General features: G+C 71.1%; 21 protein-coding genes. 12 read left to right on the top strand and 9 right to left on the bottom strand.

Annotation, left to right across the window (positions count from 1 at the left end; genetic code table 11):
* Positions 1-20 precede the first annotated feature (20 nt).
* Entirely contained in the window at positions 21-1,196 is a 1,176-nt protein-coding gene (locus HL189_RS19000) for an MFS transporter (protein ID WP_369135288.1), read from the top strand.
* Between the two features lie 85 nt (positions 1,197-1,281).
* Positions 1,282-2,418: a serine hydrolase domain-containing protein gene (locus HL189_RS18995; protein ID WP_369135287.1), complete on the top strand. Its 1,137-nt coding sequence runs from the start codon at positions 1,282-1,284 to the stop codon at positions 2,416-2,418.
* Between the two features lie 27 nt (positions 2,419-2,445).
* Here the strand turns inward: HL189_RS18995 and HL189_RS18990 are convergent, their stop codons facing one another.
* Both HL189_RS18990 and HL189_RS18985 read right to left on the bottom strand, forming a co-directional pair.
* Complete coding sequence (locus HL189_RS18990) at positions 2,446-2,706, bottom strand: hypothetical protein (RefSeq protein WP_369135286.1); 261 nt, start codon at positions 2,704-2,706, stop codon at positions 2,446-2,448.
* A gap of 18 nt (positions 2,707-2,724) precedes the next feature.
* A complete protein-coding gene (locus HL189_RS18985) occupies positions 2,725-2,871 on the bottom strand; it encodes a hypothetical protein (RefSeq protein ID WP_369135285.1) in 147 nt (48 codons plus the stop codon).
* A gap of 446 nt (positions 2,872-3,317) precedes the next feature.
* Between HL189_RS18985 and HL189_RS18980 the strand changes: the two genes are divergently transcribed.
* The 4 genes from HL189_RS18980 to HL189_RS18965 all read left to right on the top strand — a co-directional run bounded on the left by HL189_RS18980 (position 3,318) and on the right by HL189_RS18965 (position 7,433).
* Entirely contained in the window at positions 3,318-3,959 is a 642-nt protein-coding gene (locus tag HL189_RS18980; RefSeq protein ID WP_369135284.1) for a GntR family transcriptional regulator, read from the top strand.
* 184 nt (positions 3,960-4,143) lie between these two features.
* Positions 4,144-5,538 (top strand): aspartate aminotransferase family protein, encoded by a 1,395-nt coding sequence (locus HL189_RS18975; protein ID WP_369135283.1) that lies wholly within the window; start codon positions 4,144-4,146, stop codon positions 5,536-5,538.
* Positions 5,539-5,647: 109 nt separating this feature from the next.
* Complete coding sequence (ald, locus tag HL189_RS18970; RefSeq protein WP_369135282.1) at positions 5,648-6,778, top strand: alanine dehydrogenase; 1,131 nt, start codon at positions 5,648-5,650, stop codon at positions 6,776-6,778.
* 55 nt (positions 6,779-6,833) lie between these two features.
* Positions 6,834-7,433 (top strand): short chain dehydrogenase, encoded by a 600-nt coding sequence (locus tag HL189_RS18965; RefSeq protein ID WP_369135281.1) that lies wholly within the window; start codon positions 6,834-6,836, stop codon positions 7,431-7,433.
* A 580-nt stretch (positions 7,434-8,013) separates the two neighbouring features.
* On the opposite strand, the gene HL189_RS18960 is transcribed toward HL189_RS18965, so the two are convergent.
* Positions 8,014-8,358 (bottom strand): hypothetical protein, encoded by a 345-nt coding sequence (locus tag HL189_RS18960; RefSeq protein WP_369135343.1) that lies wholly within the window; start codon positions 8,356-8,358, stop codon positions 8,014-8,016.
* Here HL189_RS18960 and HL189_RS18955 point away from each other — a divergent pair.
* Positions 8,242-8,553 (top strand): SDR family NAD(P)-dependent oxidoreductase, encoded by a 312-nt coding sequence (locus tag HL189_RS18955; protein ID WP_369135341.1) that lies wholly within the window; start codon positions 8,242-8,244, stop codon positions 8,551-8,553. The genes HL189_RS18960 and HL189_RS18955 overlap by 117 nt on opposite strands.
* A gap of 352 nt (positions 8,554-8,905) precedes the next feature.
* Here the strand turns inward: HL189_RS18955 and HL189_RS18950 are convergent, their stop codons facing one another.
* The 4 genes from HL189_RS18950 to HL189_RS18935 all read right to left on the bottom strand — a co-directional run bounded on the left by HL189_RS18950 (position 8,906) and on the right by HL189_RS18935 (position 15,304).
* The gene (locus tag HL189_RS18950; RefSeq protein WP_369135280.1) at positions 8,906-10,750 is read right to left on the bottom strand and encodes a putative nucleotidyltransferase substrate binding domain-containing protein; all 1,845 of its coding nucleotides are present in this window, start codon (positions 10,748-10,750) and stop codon (positions 8,906-8,908) included.
* 112 nt (positions 10,751-10,862) lie between these two features.
* Positions 10,863-12,788: an APC family permease gene (locus HL189_RS18945; protein WP_369135279.1), complete on the bottom strand. Its 1,926-nt coding sequence runs from the start codon at positions 12,786-12,788 to the stop codon at positions 10,863-10,865.
* Between the two features lie 255 nt (positions 12,789-13,043).
* Entirely contained in the window at positions 13,044-14,336 is a 1,293-nt protein-coding gene (locus tag HL189_RS18940) for an NAD(P)/FAD-dependent oxidoreductase (protein ID WP_369135278.1), read from the bottom strand.
* A gap of 65 nt (positions 14,337-14,401) precedes the next feature.
* On the bottom strand, positions 14,402-15,304 hold the full coding sequence (locus HL189_RS18935) for a dihydrodipicolinate synthase family protein (protein WP_369135277.1): 903 nt from the start codon (positions 15,302-15,304) through the stop codon (positions 14,402-14,404).
* Between the two features lie 180 nt (positions 15,305-15,484).
* Here HL189_RS18935 and HL189_RS18930 point away from each other — a divergent pair, with 180 nt between their 5' ends.
* Together HL189_RS18930 and HL189_RS18925 are read left to right on the top strand one after the other, a co-directional pair.
* On the top strand, positions 15,485-16,567 hold the full coding sequence (locus HL189_RS18930) for a proline racemase family protein (RefSeq protein ID WP_369135276.1): 1,083 nt from the start codon (positions 15,485-15,487) through the stop codon (positions 16,565-16,567).
* Between the two features lie 59 nt (positions 16,568-16,626).
* Positions 16,627-18,189 carry a gamma-aminobutyraldehyde dehydrogenase gene (locus tag HL189_RS18925; RefSeq protein WP_369135275.1) on the top strand — a complete coding sequence of 521 codons (1,563 nt, stop codon included), beginning with the start codon at positions 16,627-16,629 and terminating at the stop codon, positions 18,187-18,189.
* A gap of 124 nt (positions 18,190-18,313) precedes the next feature.
* Here HL189_RS18925 and HL189_RS18920 read toward each other — a convergent pair whose 3' ends face one another.
* Both HL189_RS18920 and HL189_RS18915 read right to left on the bottom strand, forming a co-directional pair.
* A complete protein-coding gene (locus HL189_RS18920; RefSeq protein WP_369135274.1) occupies positions 18,314-19,903 on the bottom strand; it encodes a PucR family transcriptional regulator in 1,590 nt (529 codons plus the stop codon).
* Between the two features lie 125 nt (positions 19,904-20,028).
* Positions 20,029-21,024, bottom strand: coding sequence for an acryloyl-CoA reductase (locus tag HL189_RS18915; RefSeq protein WP_369135273.1), 996 nt, complete (start codon positions 21,022-21,024; stop codon positions 20,029-20,031).
* A 118-nt stretch (positions 21,025-21,142) separates the two neighbouring features.
* Here HL189_RS18915 and HL189_RS18910 point away from each other — a divergent pair, with 118 nt between their 5' ends.
* The 3 genes from HL189_RS18910 to HL189_RS18900 all read left to right on the top strand — a co-directional run bounded on the left by HL189_RS18910 (position 21,143) and on the right by HL189_RS18900 (position 25,051).
* Positions 21,143-23,206 carry an acetate--CoA ligase family protein gene (locus tag HL189_RS18910; RefSeq protein ID WP_369135272.1) on the top strand — a complete coding sequence of 688 codons (2,064 nt, stop codon included), beginning with the start codon at positions 21,143-21,145 and terminating at the stop codon, positions 23,204-23,206.
* Between the two features lie 37 nt (positions 23,207-23,243).
* Positions 23,244-23,660, top strand: coding sequence for a hotdog domain-containing protein (locus tag HL189_RS18905; protein ID WP_369135271.1), 417 nt, complete (start codon positions 23,244-23,246; stop codon positions 23,658-23,660).
* 545 nt (positions 23,661-24,205) lie between these two features.
* On the top strand, positions 24,206-25,051 hold the full coding sequence (locus HL189_RS18900) for a metallophosphoesterase (RefSeq protein ID WP_369135270.1): 846 nt from the start codon (positions 24,206-24,208) through the stop codon (positions 25,049-25,051).
* Positions 25,052-25,410: the final 359 nt, after the last annotated feature.

Below are 25,410 nucleotides of genomic sequence, written 5' to 3'. Positions count from 1 at the left end.
CGCGAGTAGCGTGCCGGGCCATGCAACGGTCCCCGGACACGTTGTTCACCCCCGCCTTCATCGCCTTGACGCTGTCCGACCTGGCGTACTGCACGGCCGGCGGGGTGCTGATCGGGGTCACCCCGTTCTTCGTGACCGGGCCCCTGGGTGGTGGACCGGCCGCGGTCGGCCTCGCGGTCGGGGCGTTCAGCGTCACCACCCTGGCGCTCCGCCCGCTGGCCGGCCGCTGGGCGGACCGCCGCGGTCGGCGCCCCCTGCTGATCGGCGGCGCAGCCCTGTTCGCCGTGCTCGTCCTCGGTCACCTCCTGGTCACCGAGCCGGCCTGGCTGGTGGTCCTGCGACTGCTCCTGGGTGCCGCCGAGGCGCTGTACTTCGTCGCCGGGTTCGCCGCCCTGGCCGACCTCGCGCAGCCGGGCAGAGCCGGCGAGGCGTTGAGCTACAACTCGCTGGCCCTGTACGTGGGCCTGGCGGCCGGCCCCCTGATGGGGCAGGCCCTGCTCCGCTGGAGCGGCTTCCCGCTGGTGTGGGCCGCCACCGCGTTGCTGCTGGGAGCCGCCGCGCTGCTCGCCGTCCGGGTACCCGAGACGCTCGAGGCCGTCGTCGAAGCCGGTCTTCCCGCGCCGCTGTTCCATCCTGCCGCGCTGGTCCCCGGACTGGGACTGTCCACCGGGGTGGCGGCAGTCTCCGGCTTCCTCGCGTTCGCGGCGTTGTACGCCACCGATCTGGGCCTGGACCTGTGGAGCACCGTTCCCGCCGTCTTCGGAAGCGTGGTGGTGACCTGCCGGGTCGTGTTCGCGACCCTGCCCGACCGGCTGCCCCCGCTGCGTCTGTCCGCCTTCGCACTGGGGGTGAGCGGAGCGGGGCTGGTGCTCTGCGCCGTCGTCCCCACGGCATGGGCCCTCGTCGCCGGCGCGGCCGTGTTGGGCGTCGGAACGGCCTTCCTCACGCCCGCCGCCTTCGCCGCGGTCTTCAGCCGCGTTCCGCCGACCGAGCGCGGCAGCGCAGCCGGGACGGCGACCGTCTTCATCGACCTCGGGTTCAGCGGTGGTCCAGTCCTGCTCGGCGTGGTGGCGGCGACCAGCAGCATCCCCGTGGCCTTCCTCGCTGGCGCGGTCCTGACCGCATCGGGAGCGGCCCTGCTGATGTGCCACACGACGCCGGCGGCACCGCTGCGGACCGGGTCGGGGCCGGCCTGAGTTCCCGGACCCGGCCGGCAGCGATGAGTCCGCTGGATGCCGACGGTCTCTGACGACGAGCGCGTCGTCCCCAGGAGGCCCCGGCATGTCGCACCTGTCCCGGTTCGTCACCGTGTGGTCCGCCCTGCAGGCCCGGGTCGAGGACGGCCGCGTGCCCGGCTGGGCCGCCGCCGTCCGGTACCGCGGCGAGATCGAGGTCCGCGCCGGCGGCTGCCTGACCCTCGGCGGGGCCCCGGCCGGCCCGGACGCGCTGTTCCGGCTCTCGTCGCTGTCCAAACCGTTCGCCGGGGCGCTCACCCTCGCCCTGGTCGAGGACGGCGTGCTGCGCCCGGACGACCCGGTGGCCCGCTGGCTGCCCGAGCTCGCCGCGCCCCGCGTGCTGCACACCCCGCGCGGGCCCCTGGACGACACCGTGGCGGCGTCCGTCCCGATCACCGTCGGGCACCTGCTCAGCAGCACCGCCGGGTTCGGCCGGCCCTGGGACGGCTCGCCGCTCGACCGGGCGGTCGCCGCGGCCGGCATCGGCCCCGGGCCGGAGTCCCCGGGCGTCGGGCCCGACGAGTACCTGGCCCGATGGGCGGAGCTGCCGCTGCTCGCCCAGCCGGGAGAGCGCTGGACCTACCACTGCAGCACCGACGTCCTGTCGGTCCTGCTGGCCCGCGCCACCGATCGGCCGCTGCGCGAACTGCTCGCCGAGCGGGTCACCGGTCCGCTCGGGCTGCGGTCCACCGGGTTCTCCGCCGTCGACCCATCCCGGCTCACCGCCGCCTACCTGCCCCAGGACGGCCGACTGCGGCTGCTGGACGCGGCCGACGGCCGCGCGGCCCGGGCCCCGCGGTTCGAGGGACTGGCCGCCGGGCTGGTGTCCACGGCGGAGGACGTGCTGACCTTCCTCTGCGCGCTGGCCGACGGCGGCGCGCCGGTGCTGCGCCAGGCCTCGGTCGCGGCGATGACCAGCGACTCCCTCACGCCCGCCCAGCGCCGCGGCGCTGGTGACTTCCTGCCCGCCGGGACGTCGTGGGGTCTGCAGGTCGGGGTGGACACCGGCGGCAGAGAGCCCTGGCAGGCGGCCGGCCGGTGGGGCTGGGACGGCGGCACCGGCACCACCGGCTGGGTCGATCCGCACCGCGACCTGGTGGCGGTGCTGCTGACCACCCGCGGCTACGGCGGTCCGGGCGACGGGACAGACTGGTTCTGGCAGGCCGTCCACCGCTGCCTGTGAGGGTCGGCCCCGCTCGACGGTGAGGTGTCAGGGGAGCGCGTGGGCGGCGAAGACCCGCCGCTGGGCGTCGCGGTCGCGCTCCGACCACAGCGCGGCGACCAACAGCACCCGGGCCTTGAGCGGTGGGAGGTCACCGGCGTCCAGGAGTCCCATGCGGTGCAGATCCCGCTCCGAGCCCCGGAAACCGTAGGTGTGCCGCAGCACCGGTCCGGCGCCCGTGCGGCTGCTGTACGCCACCGGCACCACAGCGGCCGCTGCCTCGATCGGTCCGAGCATCGCCGCTGGCACGTGTCCGGCGACCCGGCCTCAGGGGCGGAACGCGAAGGCGTTGTGCGACTGGTCCGTCGTCGCGGCCACCCCGAGGCTCGTGTCACCGGTGGTCTTCTGCCAGTACAGGAAGGTCAGGCGGTCGGTGACCGTGGCGTCGATACGGCCCTGCTTCAGCAGCGTCATTGCCTGCGCCACCCCTCGAAGTCGTGCACGTTGGCGCCGCTCTTCGCCGCCAGGTCGTACCAGTTGCCGGGCGGTGGCGGCGCGCCAGGGCGGCAGGATCCCTGGGGCGTCGGCGAGGTCACACGCGAGGGGCCCCACCGGTGACCGTCGGGGGTCGTTGCGGGGCGACGTCCACCAGCCCGGGATGGTCCGGCTGCACGCGACGATGCGGGCGATCGATCGGGTGACGTAGACCTCGGCGGAGACGGCCCCGGGCCTGCAGTTGGCCCTCACGCTCGGGCTCATCGGGGCGCACCGTCCAGCGGTCGATGCGGTGCCCTGGGACGGCCCGCCTCGTGGCTCTGCGCGCAGGCGTTGGCGATCATGGACAATCGATGAGGACTGTCAGGCAATGTGTACGTGGGGAGATGTGTGTGCCGAAACCGGCAGTGACCCTGCGAGGCGGGGTGGTCGTCTCGTCCACCCGGCGGGAGGAGGTCACGACGCGGATCAGGCGCGCGCTCCTCACCGGCGAGCTGCAACCGGGCCAGCGCATCAAGGAGGTCCACCTCGCCGAAGCACTCGGGGTCAGCCGCCCCACCCTGCGGGAGTCGCTCCAGCAGTTGGTCCACGAGGGGGCTCTTGTCCAGGTGCCCTACAAGGGGATCCACGTCGCGCAACCCACGGCCGATGAACTGCGAGACGTCGCCGAAGTTCGTATGACGTTGGAGACCATGGCGGCCCTGCGCCTGTCGCAAGATCCGCACGGACCGGCGATGGACGGCGTCCGAGAGGCGTTGGCGCGTCACCTCGCCGCCATCGAGCGCGCGGACGACCTGCAGGCGCACGTGACCCACATCGGGCTGCACAAGGCGATCTGGGACCAGGCCGACAGCCCGACGCTGCGCAAGATCTGGCCGCTGGTGGGATCGCAGATACACATCGCGCTCACCGTGGACCAGGCGGTGCGACACGACCCGGAGCGGGATGCGACGCTCCACCGTCGGCTGGTCCGCGTCATCGAGGAGGGCGACGAGTCCACGATCGCCGCCGAGGTCGAGGAGCACATCAGGCGCAGCGTCGACGAGGTGCTGCGCCGGCTCCCATAGCCGTGTCGGCGATCCCGCATCGGCGGCGGGTCGATCACTTCGGCCAGTCGGACATGCCGCTCTGTCCCTACGGACTGTCGGGCCGATCGCGGAGGCCGGTACAGATCGTCGGGTGACGACGAGGGCAGGTGTCAGCAGACTCGTGGCAGCGCTCGTCCGACCCCGAAGCCACGAGGAGCCCGACATGACCACCTCGATCGAGCAGCCCCCGGCCGGGATCCCGGATGCGACGGCCGCGCGTGCCGCGGACCACCTCTGGATGCACTTCGCCCGCCAGGGCCGCCATCCGGAGACGCCGGTCCCGGTCATCACCCGCGGCGAGGGTGCCTACATCTGGGACAACCAGGGCCGGAAGATCCTCGACGGCCTGTCCGGGCTGTTCGTCGTCCAGGTGGGGCACGGGCGTCGCGAACTCGCCGAGGCGGCCGCCAAGCAGGCCGCCGAGCTGGCGTACTTCCCGGTGTGGGGCTACACCACCCCGGTGCAGGCCGAGCTGGCCGAGCGGATCGCCGGCCTCGCGCCCGGCGACCTGAACCGCGTCTTCTTCACCACCGGCGGGGGAGAGGCGGTGGAGTCGGCGTGGAAGGCCGCCAAGCAGTACTTCAAGCTGATCGGGAAGCCGCAGAAGCACAAGGTGATCAGCCGGGCGGTGGCCTACCACGGCACCCCACACGGCGCCCTGGCCATCACCGGGCTGCCCGCCATGAAGAAGGACTTCGAGCCGCTCGCCCCGGGCGGCTTCCGGGTGCCCAACACCAACCTCTACCGCCACCCGGAGTTTGCCGACGACCCGAAGGCCTTCGGGCTGTGGGCCGCCGACCGGATCGAGGAGGCCATCCTCTTCGAGGGCGCCGACACCGTCGCCGCGGTGTTCCTGGAACCGGTGCAGAACTCCGGCGGCTGCCTGGTGCCGCCGCCGGGCTACTTCGAGCGGGTCCGCGAGATCTGCGACCGGCACGACGTCCTGCTCGTCTCCGACGAGGTCATCTGCGCCTTCGGCCGGCACGGTGCGACGTTCGCCTGCGAGAAGTTCGGCTACGTCCCTGACCTGATCACGTGCGCCAAGGGGATGAGCTCCGGGTACGGCCCGATCGGCGCGATGATCGCCTCGGAGCGGGTGATGGAGCCCTTCCTGCGCCCTAACGTGGCCTTTCCACACGGCTACACCTTCGGCGGCCACCCCGTGGCCGCTGCCGTCTCGCTCGCCAACCTCGACCTGATGGAGCGGGAGGGGCTCAACCAGCGCGTGCTGGACAACGAGACCGCGCTGGGCGCCACCCTGGGCAAGCTGCTGGACCTGCCGATCGTCGGCGACGTCCGCGGGGACGGCTACTTCTGGGCCGTCGAGCTGGTCAAGGACAAGGCCACCCGGCAGACCTTCGACGCCGCGGAGCGGGAGCGGCTCGTGCGCGGCTTCCTGCCCGGCGCGTTGTTCGACAACGGCCTGTACTGCCGCCCCGACGACCGGGGTGACGTCGTCGTCCAGGTGGCTCCGCCGCTCATCTGCGGCCAGGCCGAGTTTGACCAGATAGAGCAGATCCTGCGGGCGACGCTGACCCAGGCCCAAGACCTGCTCTGACGACGGACGGTCACCCGTCCCTGCGAACCCACGACGGCACCTGGCGTCGTGACTCGACAACCCTCGCTCCGGTGCCACCGCACGGGGCGACCACCGGAGGAGACACGCCATGAGCACGCTGGTCGTCGGAGTACCGAGCGAGATCAAGGACAACGAGAGGCGGGTTGCACTCACCCCCGATGGGGTCGTGGAACTCCTGCACGATGGTCACCAGGTGGTCGTGCAAGCCGGCGCCGGTGCTGGGTCCCGGTTCGCGGACGACGAGTACGCCACGGCCGGCGCCAAGGTCGTGCCGACCGCCGACGAGGTGTTCGCCGCCGCCGACCTCATCGTCAAGGTCAAGGAGCCGGTACCCGCGGAGTACGACCGCTTCCGTCCGGGCCAGCAGCTGTTCACCTACCTGCACCTGGCCGCCGACCGCGGGCTGACCGAGTTCTTGCTGAAGCGGCGGATCGACTCCATCGCCTATGAGACCGTGCAGACCGCCGACGGCAAGCTCCCGCTGCTCACGCCCATGAGTGAGGTCGCCGGCCGGATGGCCGTCCAGGCCGCCGCGCACCATCTGGAGAACCCCGCCGGCGGGGCTGGGATCCTGCTCGGCGGCGTCCCGGGCACCCCCGCGGCGAAGGTCCTCATCATCGGCGGCGGGGTTGCCGGCACCGAGGCGGCGAAGATCGCGCTGGGCATGCGGGCCATAGTGCGGGTCCTCGACACCAACCCGGCTCGGCTGGCCTATCTCTCCGACATCTTCGGCGGGCGGCTGGACCTGGTGACCCCCAATCGAGCGCGGACGGCGGCCTACGTGGCCGAGGCAGACGTCGTGATCGGCGCAGTCCTCGTGCCCGGCGCCAAAGCACCAAAGCTGGTCAGCCGGGAGATGATCGCCGCGATGCGGCCGGGCAGCGTGGTCGTCGACATCGCCATCGACCAGGGTGGCTGCTTCGAGACCAGCCGGCCGACCACACACTCCGACCCCACGTACGTGGAGGAGGACGTCATCCACTACTGCGTGGCCAACATCCCCGGGGCGGTCGCCCGCACCTCCACCCTCGCCCTGACCTCGGCCACGCTGCCCTACCTGGTCCGGGTCGCACGGCACGGTGTGGTCGGCGCGGCCAAGGTCGATCCCGCCCTCCGGCTCGGCCTGAGCACGCTCGGGGGAGACCTCGTCAACCAGCCGGTCGCCGAGGCGCACCAGCTGCCGTTCGCGGACCCGGCCGACCTGCTCGCGGCACGGTGACACGTCCGGTGGGCGGGAAGGACACGGGCATGGAACTGCAGCGGAGGTGGGCACCATGAGGGTCTTGTTGGTCGGGGCGACGGGGCGCCTCGGATGCGCGGTGGGCGAGACGCTCACCGGGCGTGGGCACCACGTCATCACCGTCGGACGCACGGCCGGTGACATCCGAGCCGACATCGCCGACGGTGACCAGATCGCCGCGGTTTTCGCTCAGGCGAGTGGTCTCGATGCGGTGGTCTGTACCGCTGGCGACGTGCCGTACAAGCACTTCGTCGACATGACACCCGAGGACTACCTGAGCGCCTATCGCGGCAAGGTCGGCGCCCAGATCGAGCTGGTCCGGCAGGGCACGCGGCACGTCGCCGAGCGCGGCTCATTCACCCTGATCGCAGGAATCCTGAACCGCGAGCCCATCGTCACCGGGAGCGCGGCCGCCATGGTGAACGGAGCCGTGGAGTCCTTTGTGCGTGCCGCAGCCATCGAACTCGCCCCGCAACGCATCAACGCCGTCAGCCCCACGGTGTTCGCCGAGAGCATGGCGGCGTACGGCCATCTCTTCCCAGGTGTCACGCCGGTCGGGGTCGACGTCGCCGCCGCGGCGTACGTCCGCTCCATCGAGGGTGCCGAGACCGGCCAGGTCTTCATCGTGCAGTGACACCGTTGGCGCTCGACCGTGACCGTCTGGCCTCGTTGACCGTCCCGTGCAACTGGGTGATGACGCCGGTGGACTCTTGTGCCGCCTGCATGTGCCAGGCGCGTCCTGGGCACCCAGACCTCGAACCCTTCCAGCAGCGCGGAAGCACCCTCGCCAACCGGTGCAAGGTGGCTCGGAAGGCGCACCGGCGTCAGGGCATCGAAGGCGCTGCACTGGACCGAACAACCCGTACGCCGGTTCCGCGGGGCCCGCGGCATGTGTGCAGCCCTCGTGGATGCCATCTGTGTCCAGACGTCGAAGGAGGTCACCTGGGAATGACCCGCTGGCAGTTCCACCGCGCTCACCGCACCGCCTCCGGATCCGGACGACGCACCCGGGTCGATGTCGGCGAGAGGTCGGTCGTGCTGCCGCCCTGCGTGCGGCTGGCTCCCACCCCACCGGCCGGCCCGATGGCGCCGCACCACTAGCATCCGTCGTCTCGCGGGATGGCTTTTCGACGCCGGGCCGCGTCGTAGCGCCGACTGACGTACAGGCGATGGCGTGATGACGGCACCTCGAGCGACCGCCCGCACGGTCCTCGTCACCGGCGCGTCACGGGGCATCGGAGCGGCCACGGCGCGTGCGCTGCACCGCACCCCGCGTTGTTGAACAGCACGTCGACATGGCCGGTGGCATCGAGCGCTGCCCTCCAGACCGACAAAGCAGCGTTCGGCTGCAGGAAGTCGCCTCTGACGAGGTGTGGATCGGCAGTCCGATCGAGGACGAGGGGCAGTGGCAGGCGGGATCGTCCGCGAACCTCACTATGAACCTGGCCGCACCGGCTGATCTCTGCCGGCATGCGCTCAACCACTTCCGTCAGCGGCGCGGCGGCATCATCGTGAACGTCGCCAGCCGATCCTCGCACCGAGGTGATGACGCCGAGCACCTCGCCTACGGGGCGGCCAAGGGGGGCCTTCTGGCGCTGACGAAGGGCATCGCACGAGGTTGTTCGAGAGACGGAGTACTCGCCTGCGCGTGGCACCGGGCTGGGTGGCGACCGACCTCGCTGCGGGCGTGGACGCCGCAGAAAGGCCGCAGCGCTGCCGCTGGGGGAAGTGACCCCGCCGCAGGAGGTGGCTGAGGTCATCGCGTTCCTGGCCTCAGGCCGGGCCCGCACACGACGGGCGCGACCATCGACATCACCGGAGCGGACTACGTGCGCTGAGGCCCGGCGGGTCTGCTGCACCCGTCGTGCGCGGAGGCGTCAGCGACCACGCTTCGGTGGCGAGCGGTGCAGGCGACGACACGAAGACGCGAGCCGTCAACATGACGCTCGACGGCCGGGTGCGGCCACTCTTCTCGGCGGTCACGCCCGTGCTCTCTACCTGGTGGCTGCGGCGTACGTGAGGTCCATCGAGGGCGCCAGGACGAGCAAGGCCTCCACCGTGCAGCAGCGGCCCTCGTAACGCCCGCGCCCACGCCGGCGTTCAGCCTCAGAGGTCCTGGACGTACTTGGCCTTGGTCGCCATTCGGCGCTGGATCGCGGTGATCTCGCCGATCGCCTCGCCGAGCACGCTTGCCTCTATCGACGACAGGTCGCGTGGCCGCACCGTGTCCGACGGTCGCTCACCCGACTGGACCTGCCCGAGCTGGTGACGGAGTCGGATCTGCTGGACGATCTCGAACACGTCGTCAAGTGTGTCGGCGTCCTCGACGCTCAGCATGCGCGATCCGGCGGCGGCCCGCAGTCGCTCCTGCGTCTGCAGGGCGGGTGACCCGGCGCTGAGTGCGGCCCAACGGGCGATGTTCGTGATCGGCAGGAGGGCCTCCTTCTTGAGGTCGATCTGCTTGCGACGCCACCGTCCGCGTGCCGCCTTGGACCGGTCGATCGAGATGGCGAGGAGCATCTTCATCGTCGTCGGGTGCAGGCGGAGGTCGCCGAACACGCGAGCGACCTCGGGCAGGGCGAGGTCGCCGTGGATGGGCCGGCCGTCGACGAGCAGGCAGGTCTTGATCACCGCGTCGTCCTCCGTGGGCCGGGACAGCCATCCCCGTGCCGCGGCCTCCCACTGGCGGTGCGTGCGGGCGAAGTCCGGGTTCGCCGGGCTGACCCCGTGGAGGTCGTGGTTGAGCCCGGCCTGTTCCAGGACGTGTGTGATCTCGATGAACGCAGGACGGTAGCGCGCGATCTCGTCCGCGCTCAGGCCGGCGGCGAACGACACCGCCGCGTCCATGTCCGAGCTGAGCACCGCCTCCCGTCGTCCGTTGCTGCCCAGCGACAGCCAGGTGAATGCCTCCCGGTCCAGGTCGGGGTGCGCCTCCATGACCAGACGGATGGCGCGGCGCACCAAGGTGTCCACGAGCGCGGAGTGCACGGTGATGACCCGGCTCGACGCCAGGCCGCGGGCCATGAGGTCGCTGACCAGGTGGGGTACTTCCCGGAAGCGCTGCTGCAGCTCCGCCACCGTGGTCGCGCGCCGTAGCTGCTCGTGCAGCGCCGCTCCGGCGGTCGTCGACGACACCACGAAGTCGATGGGTGCGACGGCGCCGCACAACTCACCTCGGCGGTCAGTGACCAGCACGAAGTCCGCCGCCCGGTCCAGGACCTTGATGAGCGCTTCGGCCGCCGACGCCCCGAGATGCACCGCCGGTGGGTCGGAGACCATGATCTCGACCACCGGGATCGTCGTCGGGCAGGCTGACGCTACGGCGTTGCGGATGGCCGCGTCGGTGACGAGGCCGAAGCGTCCGGGCGCGATCCGGACGGCGGCGTATCCGAGGTCGGCCTCGGCCATCTTCGATGCGGCTTCGGTGATCGAGGCCTCGGGCTCGATGACGAGTGGGGTGCGCGCCACCAGGTCGTCGACCAGCGTGTACGTGGGGACCCCGACCGCGCGTTGATTGGTCGACCAGACCTCTTGTGCGAGAAAGCGAGCACCGCGACGGGACGCGAACGCCGGTGCCACGAGGTCGGCCGGCAGCCGGATGACGACCACCTTCCCGACGGCGACAGCCTGCGGCCTGAGGGCCGCTCCGGTGAGGGCAGCGACGTAGCCGAAGAGGCCACCTGCTCCTTCTGTCTTGTCCGGTAGCTCGGTCAGCCGGTCCCGGTTCACCCAGATGTCGACCCGGCCCTCCCACACGACGAACAGCTCGGCAACGCGGGAGTCGAAGGCATCGAGGATGACGGCACCGGCCTCGTACTGCTCGACGACGGCGTGCGCGGCCACCCGGGCCAGCTCGGCCGGCTCCAAACCGTCGAAGGGAGCGCAGGAGCCCAGGAAGTCGGTCAACGTCGCGACGTCGACATCCTCTGCGCTCGAGGTGGTGGTGGGCACGACTGCCAATGGTAGGTCGCGGACCGACCGCGCCGACCTCATGCCCAGGACACGCGGGCGCGAGCGGCCCGGGCGCCTCACACGCAACACCCGGACCGCTCGCGTCATGAGTTCAGCCTTCCACGGCCTTGGTCGGCCGGGCGGGCTCGGTGCGGGGGTTGGACGAGGCGGGGACGTTGCCCGCCGCGCGGTCGCGTTCCTCCTGGGCCTTGAGGATCTCTGTGAGCTCCTCGGTGGGGCCGCCCGCCCGCACCGACCAGAGGAAGGAGCCGATGGCGACCAGGATCATCAGGATCAGATCGATCGGATTGTCCAGCAGAGGGTCCTCCATGGGTCCGAACGGCCCGACGTAGGCGAGGAACAACAGGGCGAGGATCGTGACGACCAGCCAGATCCCGCCGTGGATGTGCCGCCGGCCGACGTCGGTGCTCACCGCGTAGAGGCCCGCCGTGAACAGGACGACGATCAGCACGATCGCCGTGAAGAACACCGGGAACCCCCAGCTCCCTTCGCGCTGCTGCTGGTCCAGGGTGGCCAGCCAGCCACCTCCGACTGCGGTGACCACCCAGGCGATCGTGAACGCGGCGGAGAGCAGCCGGCTCGGGACGGGCCGGCTCCACCCTTCCCGGGCACTCGTGTAGGCGCCGTAGATGGGGAGCGCGAAGAAGACGATGGTGAAGAGGTTGATCAGCGGCACCCATCCCGCGAAGTAGATGAGCATGAGGCTGGCGACGTACCCGGACATGGCCCAGAAGGTGACTCCCTTGAGCTTGACCGGACGCGGGAGGTCCGGCGCGGTGCGCCTCAGCACCGCCAGGACCGGGCCGCCCATGACGTAGCTGAGGGTCAGCGCGATGGAGACCATCCCGACGAAGAGGTACCAGCTCGGCGCCGGGAAGAAGAACAGCAGGCCGACCACGGTGCACCCGAACAGAGCCACGATGGGGGTCCCGTGGCGGTTGATCCGCTGGAAGACCGCGGGGACCTCCTTGTTGACCGACATCGAGTACACCGTTCGGGTGCCGATGCCGAGCCACACCCATCCGGTGGCCGCCGGCGAGAGTGCGGCGTCGGAGAGCAGGACGACGGAGAACCACGTGAAGCCGGCCGCGACGACGGCGTTGAGCAGGGGGGCGGACGCCCAGTCGCTGCCGAGGAGGCCGGTCCAGTCACCGGGCTCCACCCCGGCGTCAGCCCAGTTGATCGCCCCGAGGAACCCGATCTGCAGCAGAATGTAGATGACGAGCGGGATGAGCAGCCCGCCCACGACGATCGCGATCGGGATGTTGCGCTGCGGGTTCACGACTTCGCCACCGAAGTCGAGGATCTGCCGGAGACCCGAGTAAGCGAAGACGATGCCACCGGTCGCGAGGGCGCCGAAGACCGCGCCGCCGCCCAGCGGCGCGAACCCGCCGCCGATGGTGAAGTTCGCCGACGAGAACGCGGTGAACATGAGGAACGACGTGACGAGCGGGATGACGATCTTCCAGATGGTCACGTACTTGTTGGACTCACTGAGCAGCTTCGCCCCGAACAGGTTGAGCAGGAAGAAGACGAAGAGCAGGACGAAGCCGACGAGGATGCCGAGCGGCCAGGAGAGCACCGTGATGCCAGCCCGTTCCTCCAGGAAACCGAGTTCCGGCCAGTTGCCCCCGATGTAGGTCAGCACCGCCTGGACCTCGATCACGGGCAGGGCCAACGCCGCGATCAGGTAGCCCCAGCCGTTGAACCAGCTGAGGAACGCCCCGTGCGTCAACCGGGGATAGCGCACCCCTGCACCGGATCGGGGGAGCATCGCGCCGAGTTCCATCCACGTGACGCCGATGATGCCGAAGAAGACGGCGCCGAGCACCCAGGTGAGGATCGACGCCGGCCCCGCGATGCTGGCCGCAGCGAGGGTGGCGAGGAGCCAGCCGGATCCCACCTGGACACTGACCGCGAGGGCGATCAGCCCCCAGAGGCTGATCTGTTGTTTGAGATGGGCGTCGCTCGCCTCGTACGCGCCCTCTACCGGGAGGGCCTCTGGCGTTCCGGACATGCTGACTCTCTCCTTGGTCGGCTACGGATGTCTGCTGTGCGGATCCCCGTGTCTCAGTGCGTGGTTCCTTGCTCGCCGACGTGGACGCGGCCCGTCGCAGGAGCACGGCGGTTCGGCTGATCACGTCGGTTCTCAGCGCGCGGCAGATCGAGCGCGCGCGGCGTCGGCGGTGTGACCCGGTTTGCCGCGCCGCTGTTGTGACGCGTGTGGGCGGCCTGCAGTCGACGGGTTCATGGCCGATGGCAGGTGCCGTTCTCACCGTCGAGCGGGAGCTCCTGCTCGACGGGCTCTCCTGCGGGAGGACCGCAGGAACCGCTCGGGTCCGTAGGCCGTGAGCGGACTCGGGCGGCCTGCCTCGACGTCGCGGGCGAGGTCGCGCACCGTCTTCGCCGTACTCGGCGCCAGCGTGAGGCCGAGCATGCCGTGGCCGGAGGCCACCAGGACGTTGCCCTCCGGGCGCAGCCGGCCGATGATCGGCAGCCCGTCAGCTGTCATCGGACGTAGACCCGCCCACGGCTCGGCGTGCGGGGTGTGCTCGTCCCAGTCGCGGAACCCGGAGGCGGCCGCCCGTTTCACCGCTTCGACCCGGCGCGCGTTGATGCCGGTGTCCAGGCCGGAGAACTCCATCGTGCCGGCCAGCCGCAGCCGCCCATCCAGTGGCGTGACCGCGACGTGCGCGTCCTCGAAGGTCAGCGGCGTGTTCAGCGACACGGGGGAGGGGAAGTAGTCGACGCTGTACCCCTTGCCCGGGCCGATGGGCAGAGCAGGACCCAGCTTGGCGGCGAGCACGCCGGTCCAGACCCCGGTGGCGAGGACGACCTGGTCGCACTCGAACCGACCGCCGTCGGTGATCACGGCCGTGGCGCGGTCGCCGGTCTGCTCGAAGTCCAGCACGCGGGTGTGCTCGCGCAGCTGCGCTCCCAGCTCCCGCAACCGTTTCGCCAACGCACCGGTCAAGGAGTCCGGCTCGACCTGCCGGTCGTCGGCGAAGAACAGGGCGTGGCGTGCCCGCTCCGACAGGCACGGCTCGCGGTCGTGCAGCGCGTCCGCATCGAGCAGGTCGGGTGTCATCCCGAACGGCGCGAACGCGTCGTTGAGCGCCACCCGGTGCTCGAAGCTCTCCCGGTTCTCGAAGACCAGCAGCACGCCCTTGCGGTGCATCTCGAACGACAGCCCGTCGTCGGCCCACTCGTCAAGGACCTCGACGCAGGTCGAGGCCATCTCGAGGTGGACGTTGAGGGAACGCCGGAAGTCGCCTTCGTTGCAGTGGCGCGCCATCGTGAGCATGAACCGCAGGAAGGTCGGCGACAGCGACGGCTGCACGAAGAGCGGGCTGTCGGCCTTCAGCATCCACTTCAGGCCTTGCAACACCATCCCCGGCGCCGGCACCGGCGTCGCCTCGGCCATCGTGATCTTGGCCGCATTCCCGTGTGACGCCCCCGCACCCAGCGCGCCGGCGTCCAGAACGGTCACGTCGTGCCCGTCACGGACGAGCTCATAGGCGCTCGCCAGTCCGACGATGCCACCCCCGACCACCACGATCTTCACTGCGCTACCCCCATCCGGCGTCGGATCATGTCCTCAGCAGCTCGTCCGGTCGCGGAACGGCGGCATCAGTCCACGACCTCGACGCCGGCGGCACGCAGCAGCCGGGCGAACTCGGCCCGGGGCTCGCCGTCGAGCAGGGCGAAGGGCTTGCGCACCGGTCCGGTCGCGTAGCCGCGCAGCTGCATGCCGGTCTTGACCGCGGAGGCGTAGTGGTGCTGCTCGAGGAAGCGGCAGATCGGGTAGATCTTCGCCCACAGCTCCCGGCCGCGGACCAGGTCGCCGTCCACGGCGAGGGCGTCCCAGAGCTGCCGGGACAGCTCCGGGATGACGTTGGTCGCCCCCCACACCGAGCCCTTGGCGCCGGCGGCGATGCCGTAGAAGGTCAGGGTGTCCCAGCCGTTGAAGGCCGTGATCCGGTCCGCGTGGAGTTGCAGGAGCTCGGTCAGCCCGACGGCGTCGCCAGAGGTGTCCTTGAGGTAACGCACGCCCTCGACCTCGGCCAGCGAGGCGATCTCGGCGGGGGACAGGCTGAGACCGCTGGCCGACGGGATGTTGTAGAACATGATCGGCAGGTGCGAGGCGGCGTAGATCTCGCGCAGCAGTTCCTTGAACGTGGAGAGGTCCACCGCGTCGTAGAACGGCGGCACCACCATCAGCGCCGCGGCGCCGGTCCCGGCGGCGTGCCCGGCGAGGTCGACCGCATCCCGGGTGGAGAGCGCCCCGGTGCCGGCCACCACGGGCACCCGGCCACCAGCAGCCTTGACGACCAGCTCGGTGAGCTGCTTGCGCTCGTCGAGGGTCATGGTCGTGAACTCCCCGGTGCTACCGCCGGGGACCAGACCGTGCGCGCCCTCCCGGATCAGCCGGTCGACGTGAGCGTCCAGGGCCGCGGCGTCGATCTCGCTGCCGTCGGCGGTGAAGGGGGTGGGGAGCGCGACGAGGACGCCGGTGAGGTCGGTGTGGGTCACGATGTGCCTCTCGGTCGGAGCTGGGGTTCCACGGACGACGGGGTGAGCGGGTTCGCCCGTGCGCCACAGATTGTTTGACAATCTGCAGTTACCCCGAAAGAGTGAGGGCCGTCACGCGGTTCGTCAAGCCCCCGTTCCGATGCCGGGCCCGAACCGGAGTCCCGGACAGGAAGGCCCAACATGGTGACTTCGTCCTCCACCGGTACGACGACCATCTCGTCGATCGACGTGCACGCCGAGGGAGAGCCCGGGCGGATCCTGCTCGGCGCTCACCTGCTCGTACGCGGCTCCACCTGGCCCGAGCGGATGCGCTGGTGTACGAGGGAGCTGGACGGGCTGCGTCGGTTGCTGCTGCGCGAGCCGCGCGGGCACCCCTCGATGTGCGCGGTCCTCGTGCTGCCGCCGTTGGACCCCGGTGCCGACGTCGGGATCATCGTCCTCGAGCAGGGCGGGTTCCGACCGATGTCGGGGAGCAACACGATGTGCGCGGTCACGGCCCTCTTGGAGACCGGCAACCTGCCGGCGACCGAGCCGGAAACGGTCGTGCGCATCGACACCGCCGTCGGCCCGGTCGAGGCCACCGCCCGGGTGGAGGGCGGTCGGGTGCGCTGGGTCCGGGTGCGCAACGTGCCCTCGTTCGCAGTGGCGCTGGACCGCCCGATCGACGTCCCCGAGTACGGCACCATCGCCGCCGACATCGCCTTCGGAGGCCAGTTCTACGTGCAGGCGCGGGCGGCCGACATGGGGGTGGGGCTCGGTCCCGAGCACGCCCCCGCGATCGCCCGCGCCGGGGCAGCGCTGCTCGCGGCCGCTCGGGAGCACGTGCCCGTCACCCACCCGGAGAAGTCGGACATGAGCGAGATCGCCCTGGTCATGCTGCACGGGCCCGCCGAGTCTGCCGGGGTCTCGGGGCGCAACAGCGTCGTCCTGCCCGCCGGGCGGATCAGCCTCGACGACCCGGCCTCGTGGCGGGGGACCCTGGACCGCTCACCCTGCGGCACGGGCACCTCAGCGCGCATGGCGGCCCTCCATGCCCGCGGTGAGCTCGAGCTCGATGTGCCGTTCGTCCACCAGGGCGTGCTGGGCACGACGTTCCGCGGCATGTTGCACGAGCGCACCACCGTGGGCGGGCTCGACGCCGTGGTCCCCTCGATTCAGGGGCGGGCGTGGATCACCGGCTACGCGCAGCACGTCCTGCAGCCCGACGACCCGTTCCCCACGGGTCTGACCGTGGGCGACATCTGGAGCACCGTCCGCGACTGACCGCGCGGACGCCCTCGAACCGACCGACACCCGACCCCGACCCGCACCTGAGGAGCACCATGTCCGCCTCCGCCGCCTCACCTGCCACCGACGACACGGGCCAGCAGTTCATCAACGGCCGACGTCGCCGCGGCAGCTCGTCCGACCCTCTGACGGTCACCAACCCCTCGAACGGCGATGTCATCGCCACCGACACCCTGGCCTCGACAGACGACGTCGAGGACGCCGTCGCCGCCGCGAAGGCCGCGTTCCCTGGCTGGGCCGGCGCGACGCCCGCCGAGCGCTCGGCGGCGATGCACCGTCTGGCCGGCGAGCTCGACGCCGTCTCCGACGAGTTGGCCACCGCTGAGAGCCGTCAGGCCGGCAAGCCGATCAGGCTCACCCGGGGCTTCGACGTTCCCGGCACCGTCGACAACGTCTCCTTCTTCGCCGGTGCCGCGCGCCACCTCGAGGGCAAGGCCAGCGCCGAGTACTCCGGCGAGCACACCTCGACGATCCGCCGCGAGCCGATCGGGGTCATCGGCTCGATCGCCCCGTGGAACTACCCGTTGCAGATGGCGGCCTGGAAGATCCTGCCCGCCATCGCCGCCGGCAACACGATCGTGCTCAAGCCCGCCGAACTCACCCCCACCACCTCGGTCGCCTTCGCCGAGGCCGCGCAGCGCGCCGGCATCCCCGATGGCGTGGTCAACATCCTCACCGGGCGCGGCCGGGTCGTCGGCGAGGCGCTGGTCACACACCGCGACGTCAGCATGATCTCCTTCACCGGCTCGACCGGGGCGGGCAGCCGGGTGGGATCGCTGGCCGCAGGACTGGTGAAGCGGGTGCACCTGGAACTCGGCGGCAAGGCGCCGTTCGTCGTCTTCGACGATGCCGACCTCGAGGCCGCCGCCCGCGGCGCGGTCGCTGGATCGCTGATCAACGCCGGTCAGGACTGCACGGCGGCGACCCGCGCCTACGTGCAGCGTCCGCTCTACGACGCCTTCGTCAGCCGTGTCGCCGAGCTCATGTCCCAGGTCGTGGTCGGCCCCGTGGACGACCCTGCCACCGACCTCGGGTCACTGATCTCGCTCAACCACCGCGACAACGTCGCCGGCATGGTCGACCGCGCGCGCCAGGCCGGCGCCAAGGTGGTCACCGGCGGTCGCCCCGGCACCGGCGCGCTCGAGGCGGGTGCCTACTACGAGCCCACGCTCGTGGTCGACGCGGCGCAGGACTCGGAGATCGTCCAGGACGAGGTCTTCGGCCCCGTCCTGGTCGCGCTGCCCTTCGACGGCGACGACGAGGGCCTGACCTTCGCCAACGACACCCCCTACGGGCTCGCCGCCTCGGCGTGGACCAGCGACGTGTTCCGCGCCCAGCGAGCCGCCGCCGCGATCGCCGCCGGCTGCGTGTGGATCAACGACCACATCCCGATCATCAGCGAGATGCCGCACGGCGGGTACAAGGCCTCCGGCTTCGGTAAGGACCTGTCGACCTACTCGTTCGACGAGTACACCCAGGTCAAGCACATCATGTCGGCCCTCTCCCCGCAGCCGCGCAAGGACTGGCACGACGTCATCTTCACCAGCCCCTCCGGGGGGGACGGCGACCACCACTCAACCCGGATCATGACCGCCTGAACCGACGGGGTTCCTGCGTCGCCGCAACGCCGCGGGGGTACCTGGTCGACCAGGTGGCCCCGCGGCGAGGGACAGGGAGCCCCGGCCTGTGTGCACGCGGGCGGAGAGCCCGGTGCTTGCCTGCTCATCCGGCTCCGTCGCCGAGCACCTCGTCGGCGAGCACGGCGACGTGGAGGGACGCCAGGATGTCCGGATCGTCGAGGTCGACACCGAGCAGCCGTTCCACCTTGGCGAGCCGGTCGTAGAAGGCCGACCGGGACAGGTGCAGCTCGGCCGCTGCATCGGACTTGCTGCCCGGATGACGGACCAACGCACGAACCGTGGGGAACAGCCCGGTCTGCGCGCGGGCGTCGTGCTCCTTCAGGGCGTCGAGTTCCCGCGCGGCGAACAACCGCAGCCGTTCGTCGTCGGCCAGCATGGTCAACAGCCCCCGCAGATGCACGTCCTCCAGGCGGTTCACCGGGCGTGCCCGCGCGCCCGGCCGCACGGAGTCCACGACGTGCAGCGACTCACGCAGGGTCCGCCCGGCGTCACTGACCCGGTCGACGGAACGGCCGGCGCCGATCACCACCGGAACCCGCCGGTGCACGCGGCCGGCGAGGTTTTCGGTCGCCTCGACGCCGGTGGTCGAGAAGTCGAAGGACAGCAGGGCTCGCACCGCGCCGTCGATCTCGCAGACGAGCGCAGGGACCCGCATCTCGTGCACGGCGTGCACGACGGCAGCGACCACAGCGTCCAGCTGCGACCCGGCACGCTGGCCGAGGTCGTCGGCCGACCGCGGGCGGCGCACCGCCAGGCCGACGAGCCGGCGCCGGGTCAGAGGGACTCCGGCCACCTCGCAGCGCTGCAGCACGTCGGGTGCGCTGGGGTCGGCGAGCAGCCGGACCAGCAACTCGTGGTGCGTGCGCCGGACCAGGCTGTCGCGCTGGCGGTCGTGCAACCGGTGGAGCGCCAGCGCCGCCGCGGCTCGCTCCGCCGTTGCCACGAGGCGCTCGGGCGGCTTGCCCGGTGATTCGATGACGAGTCGACCCCAGCCGCGCTCCGGCTTGCCCACGCCGGTCACGAGCCACCCGTTGGCCTCGTCCCACCCGGTGCGGCCGTCCAGCACGACGACGCGTGAGCGGGCCGACCAGTCCGCCAGGAAGGCTGCGTCGTCCCCAGGACCCGACCGGTAGTCGACGACCCGGTGCTGCGCGTCCTCGAGGACGACCGAGGCGCCGGCCAGGCGCTGTACCGACCTCAAGATCTCCGCCGGGCCTGCCTCGGCGATGCTCAGCTCGGTGAAGACCTCGTGCACACGCTGGGCTTCGCGGAGTTCCTCCAGCTGACAGTCGACGATCCGCTCGCCCACCGCCTGGGCAACGGCAGCGAACCGGACCTCACGGGCGAGGGCGACCAGCGGCAGCGACAGCCGCTCGCAGGCGGCCACCAGCGCCTCGGGGACCTCCGCCCATCGCCGTCCCAGCTCTATGACCAGGCCGGCGACCTCGCTCCGGTCGAGGCTCTCGGCGAAGGCCGCCAGGTCCGCGGCCCGGTCGGGCAGAGCGATGCCCGTGCTCAGCACCAGGTCCCCGCCGCGCAAGAGGGGTGCGATGTCGACGAGCTCGGTCGTGTGAACCCACCGCACCTGGCGGCTCAGTCCGGCGGCGCCGGCCAGCAGCACCGGGCCCGCACCGCGCAGCGCGGGCACGGCCAGTGCATCGTTGACGGTCATGCTCGCCACGGTGCACTCCTCGGATGGTGCTGCTGAGCCCGTCGGCCATCAGCTCGTCGGTGGTGACCCGATGAGCCTAGGGAAGGTCCAGCGCCTGCGGGTCCAGCGTGCTCCGGTGGGGGCTCTCAGGAGACCCGCACCAGTGTGCGTCCGCGGGCGCCACCGGCGAGGATGCGCTCGAGCGCGCCGGGAACCTGGGTCAGCTCCACCTCGTCCGTGGCCAGGGCGTCGAGCGACGGGCGCAGGTCACTGGCCAGTCGCGCCCAGACCTCGCGACGGCGCTCGATCGGACACTGGACCGAGTCGATGCCGAGCAGGTTCACGCCGCGCAGGATGAAGGGGAAGACCGTGGTCGGGACGGCGACGCCGCCGGTGTTGCCGGACGCGGCCACGGCCGCGCCGTAGCGCAGGGAGGCCAGGACGGCGGCGAGCGTCTCCCCGCCCACGCAGTCGACCGCGCCGGCCCACTTCTCCCGCTGGAGGGGGCGCGAGGCGTCCAGCGCTGAACGGTCGAGGACGTCGGCCGCGCCGAGCGAGCGCAGCCAGTCGGCGGCCTCGGCCTTGCCCGTGACCGCGGTGACCTCAAACCCCCGCCCGGCGAGGATGGACAGGGCGACGCTGCCGACCCCGCCGGTGGCCCCGGTCACCAGGACCGGACGGGTGCCGGGAGCCAGGCCGTGCTCCTCGAGGGCGACGACGCTCAGAGCCGCGGTGAAGCCTGCGGTCCCCACGGTCATGGCCTGGCGCTCGCTCAGGCCGTCGGGCAGCGGGACCACCCAGTCGGCGGGGACACGGGCGTACTCGGCATACCCGCCGTGGTGGGCGACCCCGAGGTCGTAGCCGTGCACCAGGACGGACTGCCCTGCCACCAGATCGGAGCTGCCGGGGTCGGCGACCGTGCCGGCCAGGTCGATGCCCGGCACGAGCGGGTCGATCCGCGCGACCTTGCCGTCCTTCCGGGAGGCGAGGCCGTCCTTGAAGTTGACGCTCGACCAGGCGACGGCGATGACGACGTCGCCGGTACCCAGGTCGGCGATGGGCAGTGAGCGGAACTCCAGGCGGGATTCCGCTCCGGAGGCGTCGGCGACCAGAGCCCGGACAGAAGTGGGGAGATCAGACATGCACCGATGCTGCATGCGTCACAACAGGATCAGGACCCGACGAAGCGTCCGGCGTAGCTCGCAGTCCCCGGCACACTGTCGCCCTCGCTCCGGCTGCTGAGTCGTCCACCCTTGTTCCATGTCACCGGATGTGCGGTACAGGCCTCGGTCCCTGGCGGTCGTCGGTGCGTCGCCGTCGCGGTTCGTCGGCCGCGTGGCGCTGGAGAACAGCCGGGCGCTGGGGTACGCGGGTCGGCTCGTGGCCGTCACGCCCAGCCACCGCGAGATCAGCGGGGTCGCAACGGTGCCGAGCTTGGCGCACCTCGACGAACCGGTCGACCTTGCCCTGGTGCAGGTCCGGGCCGACCGTGTGCTCGGGGTGGTCGAGGAGGGCCTCGCCGCGGGCGTCCGCACATTCGTCGTCCCAGGAGCCGGCCACACCGACTCCGGATCCGCGGCGCACGACCTGGTGCAGGGTCTCCAGCGGCTCCGCGACGAACACGGGATCGCCGTGGTCGGCCCCAACTGCATGGGCGTGCTCGACCTCGTGACCGGTGCAGCCCCCTACATCGGCACCGTCGGTGCGCAACTGCGGCGCGGAACCGTGGGTCTCGTCGCCCAGAGTGGCGCCATCGCGGAGGCATTCGTCAATGCAGGCCCGCGGGTGCCCCTCTCGACCGTGGTCTCCTCGGGAAGCGAGGCAGTGCTGTCGCTCGCCGACCACCTGCGGTTCTTCGCTGCTGACCCGGAGACGACGGCAGTGCTGGCCTTCGTGGAGGCGATCGGGGACGGCGAGGACACGCTGGCCGCCTGCCGCGAGCTCGCCGAGGCGGGCAAGACGCTCGCCGCATGCGTCGTGGGCCGTTCGGCCACGGCGCAGGAGGGCGTGCAGGCCCACTCGGGTCGGCTGGCCGGCGCCGCGCGCACCACCGCGGCCGCCCTCGCCCAGGCTGGCGCCGTCCTCGCTGCCGATCTCGACGAGCTACTGACCCTGGGTGAGATCCTCGGCAGCCGACGGCCGATCAACGGTCGCCGGACGCACTTCGTGACCAACTCCGGCGGGGAGGGCAACCTGCTCGCCGACATCGCCGCGGACGTCGGCCTGGAGCTGCCCCGCCTGAGCGAGCGCGCACGCCGGTCACTGACCGAGCGGTGGCCGTTGTTCTCCCCGCGCAACCCGCTGGACCCCTGGGGCGCCGACGAGTACCAGGCCATCTACCCGCAGGCCCTGCGGGTCGCCGCCGACGAGGGCGGGGACCTCCTCGTCGTGGGCATCGACCAGCAGCAGAGCGCGGGTACCCACGAGAAGGACCTCGGGCTCTTCTTGGCAGCGGCGCTCCGGGAGGCTGTCGCGGGGACGACGACGGTGCCCGTGGTCCTCAGCCCAGCCAGCCAGGACCCGCCCGAGGAGCTCGCCGCCTTGTGCGCGGAGGCGCAGATCCCGTTGCTGCGCGGCGCCCGACCCGCACTGGCGGCCCTGGCCGCGCTCGGTCGTCGGGCGGAGGCGGGCGCAGTTCCGAGCCCGCTGACCCTCCGACCAGCTGTGTCGTGGCATACCGGGCCGCTGCCGTCCACCGAGGACGAGGTGCTCGCTGCCCTTGCCGAGCTGGGCCTGACCGTGCCGCGCACCGTACGCGTCTCCACCGCGGACGCTGCCGTGGCGGCGTTCACGGAACTGGGCGGTCCAGTCGTCCTCAAGGGAGTCGCGGAAGGCCTGCTGCACAAGACGGAGGCGGGGTTGGTCGCCGTCGGGATCGCCACGCCTGACACGGTCCGGACCGAGGCCGACCGCATGCTGACCTGGGCGGCCGAGCAGGCGCTGCCGCTCGACCTGCTCGTAGCCGAGATGGTCCGCGGAGACCTGGAGGTCCTCGTCGGCTTCCACCGCGATCCCGTGTTCGGGCCCACCTGCCTGGTCGGCCTTGGCGGCGTGTGGACGGAGTTCCTCGACATCGTCGACGTGCACGTCGGTGAGCTGGACGAAGGCACCGCGAACGGCTTCCTCGACCGCAGTCGGGTCGGCCGCATGATCTCCGCCGCACGAGGCGGCGCCCTCGACCGCCACGGGGTCATCCGCGCCCTGTGCGCGGTCAGCCGGCTGGGCTCTTCCTCGGCCGACATCAGTGCCATCGACATCAACCCCGTGATCGTCAGCAGGACTCGGGCAGTTGCCGTCGACGCGGCGCTGACCCGCACCGTCTGACCCGCACCGTCCCACCAACTACCGGAGGACCGAAGCCATGACCGAGCAGACCGACCCCATCATCAGCACCTTGCGCCTGCGCATCGGCCAGGAGGAAGCCCACTACGGGGGCAACCTCGTCGAAGGTGCGCGGGTGCTCAAGTTCTTCGGCGACATCGTCACCGAGGTCGCGATCATCACCGACGGCGACGAAGGGCTCTTCGTCGGCTACGACAAGGTCGAGTTCCTGGCGCCGGTCTACACCGGCGACTTCCTCGAGATCACCGGGACCGTCACGCGGATCGGCACCACCAGCCGCACGGTCCAACTGGAGGCCCGCAAGGTGATCTCCTCCCGCTACGACCAGACCCCTTCCGGCGCCGACGTGCTGGACGAGCCCGTCGTCGTCGTGCGGGCCGTCGGCACCACGGTCGTCCCGAAGGCACACAGTCGCGGGCCACGCGGCAAGGGCTGACCACCCCGACTTGTAGCGCCGACCGGCAGAGCGCATCGAACGGCCGATCGGTCGGCTGCCCCGGCGCCGGCCACCCTGGGCCGATCTCGAGGCGTCGCTCGGGAGGCGCACATCGCCACCAGCGCCCAGCCGCCCGACGACTCGCACCCCCCCGACCGGGGAACTGCATGACCGACGCGAGCCTCCCGACCCAGCCGACCGGCGCCACCTCGCCACCGACGTGGCTGGTGCCGCCTGGCAGGAGCCACTGGGGGTGGCGGGGGGCGGTCCTGCCGTGGAACTCGCCGTTGAGCATCGCCGGGTGCAAGGTGCCGGCGGCGTTAGCCGCGGGGACCACGAGCGTGCTCAACGCCGCAACGACCCCCGCCCCGGGAACAGGAACCTGAGCGCTTGTCACTGCCACCGTGGTCGGTATGGATGGTTGAGGGACGTGGGACTCCAGAGCAGGCGTTCGCCTGTTCCCATGCCGAGCGCCGGCGTCGGGATGATCCGCGCCGACATCCCCGACCACGAGGTCCTGTCCACGTCACGGAGCGGCCGGGTGCATGACTAGGACGCCTTCGCCCGTCGGGCGAGTAGCGGTCATCGGAGACGTCGGAGGGCACATCGAGGAGCTTCGCGCTGAACTGTTCCGCCTCGGCTGCGACCCAGATGCGCTGGAGATGCCCTCGGATCTCCAGGTCATCCAGGTCGGTGACCTGATCCACCGCGGCAGCCACTCCGAAGCAGTTGTCGAACTGGTGGACAAGTTCTTGCGGAAGTACCCCCACAATTGGGTCCAGCTACTGGGGAACCACGAGGCACAGTACGTGAGTGACCCGGTGTTCACGTGGCATCAGACGATCTCGGGAGCCGCGGCAGAGCTCGTTCGGTCGTGGTGGACGTTCGGCCTCATGCGAGCCGCCGCGTCCATTCGCACCGGGGACGAGGAATTCGTCGTCACCCACGCCGGGATCACTGAGGGCTTCTGGAGGAGGATCCTCCACTCGCCCCGGTCCGCCGAGCTGGCCGGTGTTCGCCTCAATGAGTTGATCGGCACGGGGGATGGGTCCCTGTTCCGCACTGGTCACATGCTCGGCGTAGGGAAGGTCAGCCTGCGCGCCGGTCCGTTGTGGGCGTCGGCGGCCTTCGAACTGATACCCAGTTGGGCGAACGCGGGTGCGAAGATGCCGTTCAGTCAGATCCATGGACATTCATCGGTGATCGACTGGTCCACGAGGCAGCTGGCGGATGGGTTCATGTACTCGAGCGCGATGTCGTTCGACTTCAGCGCCGCTCACGAGACTGCACGAATAGGTGCCACCCGACTCATCGGGATAGACCCCGGTCACGACACCGTTCCCCACGTGCCATGGCGAGCTCTGGTGCTCGAGGGGGCACAAGTCATCTAGAGCGTTGTGCAGGTGCACAAGGCGTGTTGATCTCATCCAATCGGAGGCGCGTTCGGCCCGAGCGCTGCCGCGGAGTTCTCGCCCCCCGCGCTGTACACCGGTGCCACTGTGGTGCACCGGTGCGTCCGGCAGGATCACTCCGGGCAGCATCATCGGGGAGCGAGATGACTTGTCCCCTTGTGCGCGAGCCATGCCTCGTCGATCCAGTCGCCGCTCGATGATCGGTCGCCCGTGGGACGAGGGCGGGGTGTCGCTCACCGAAGCTGGAGGCTGTACGGCCGTCGACGTCTTGCGCGGCGCCGATGAGCCTGGTCAGCGCTGGAGCGCGACACCGCGGAAGGCGGGCGGAGGACAGCAGC

Source organism: Modestobacter sp. I12A-02662 (assembly GCF_041028325.1).
Taxonomy (GTDB): Bacteria; Actinomycetota; Actinomycetes; order Mycobacteriales; family Geodermatophilaceae; genus Modestobacter.
Note: the sequence above shows the minus strand (reverse complement) of the source record. Positions and strands in the feature narration are given on the sequence as shown.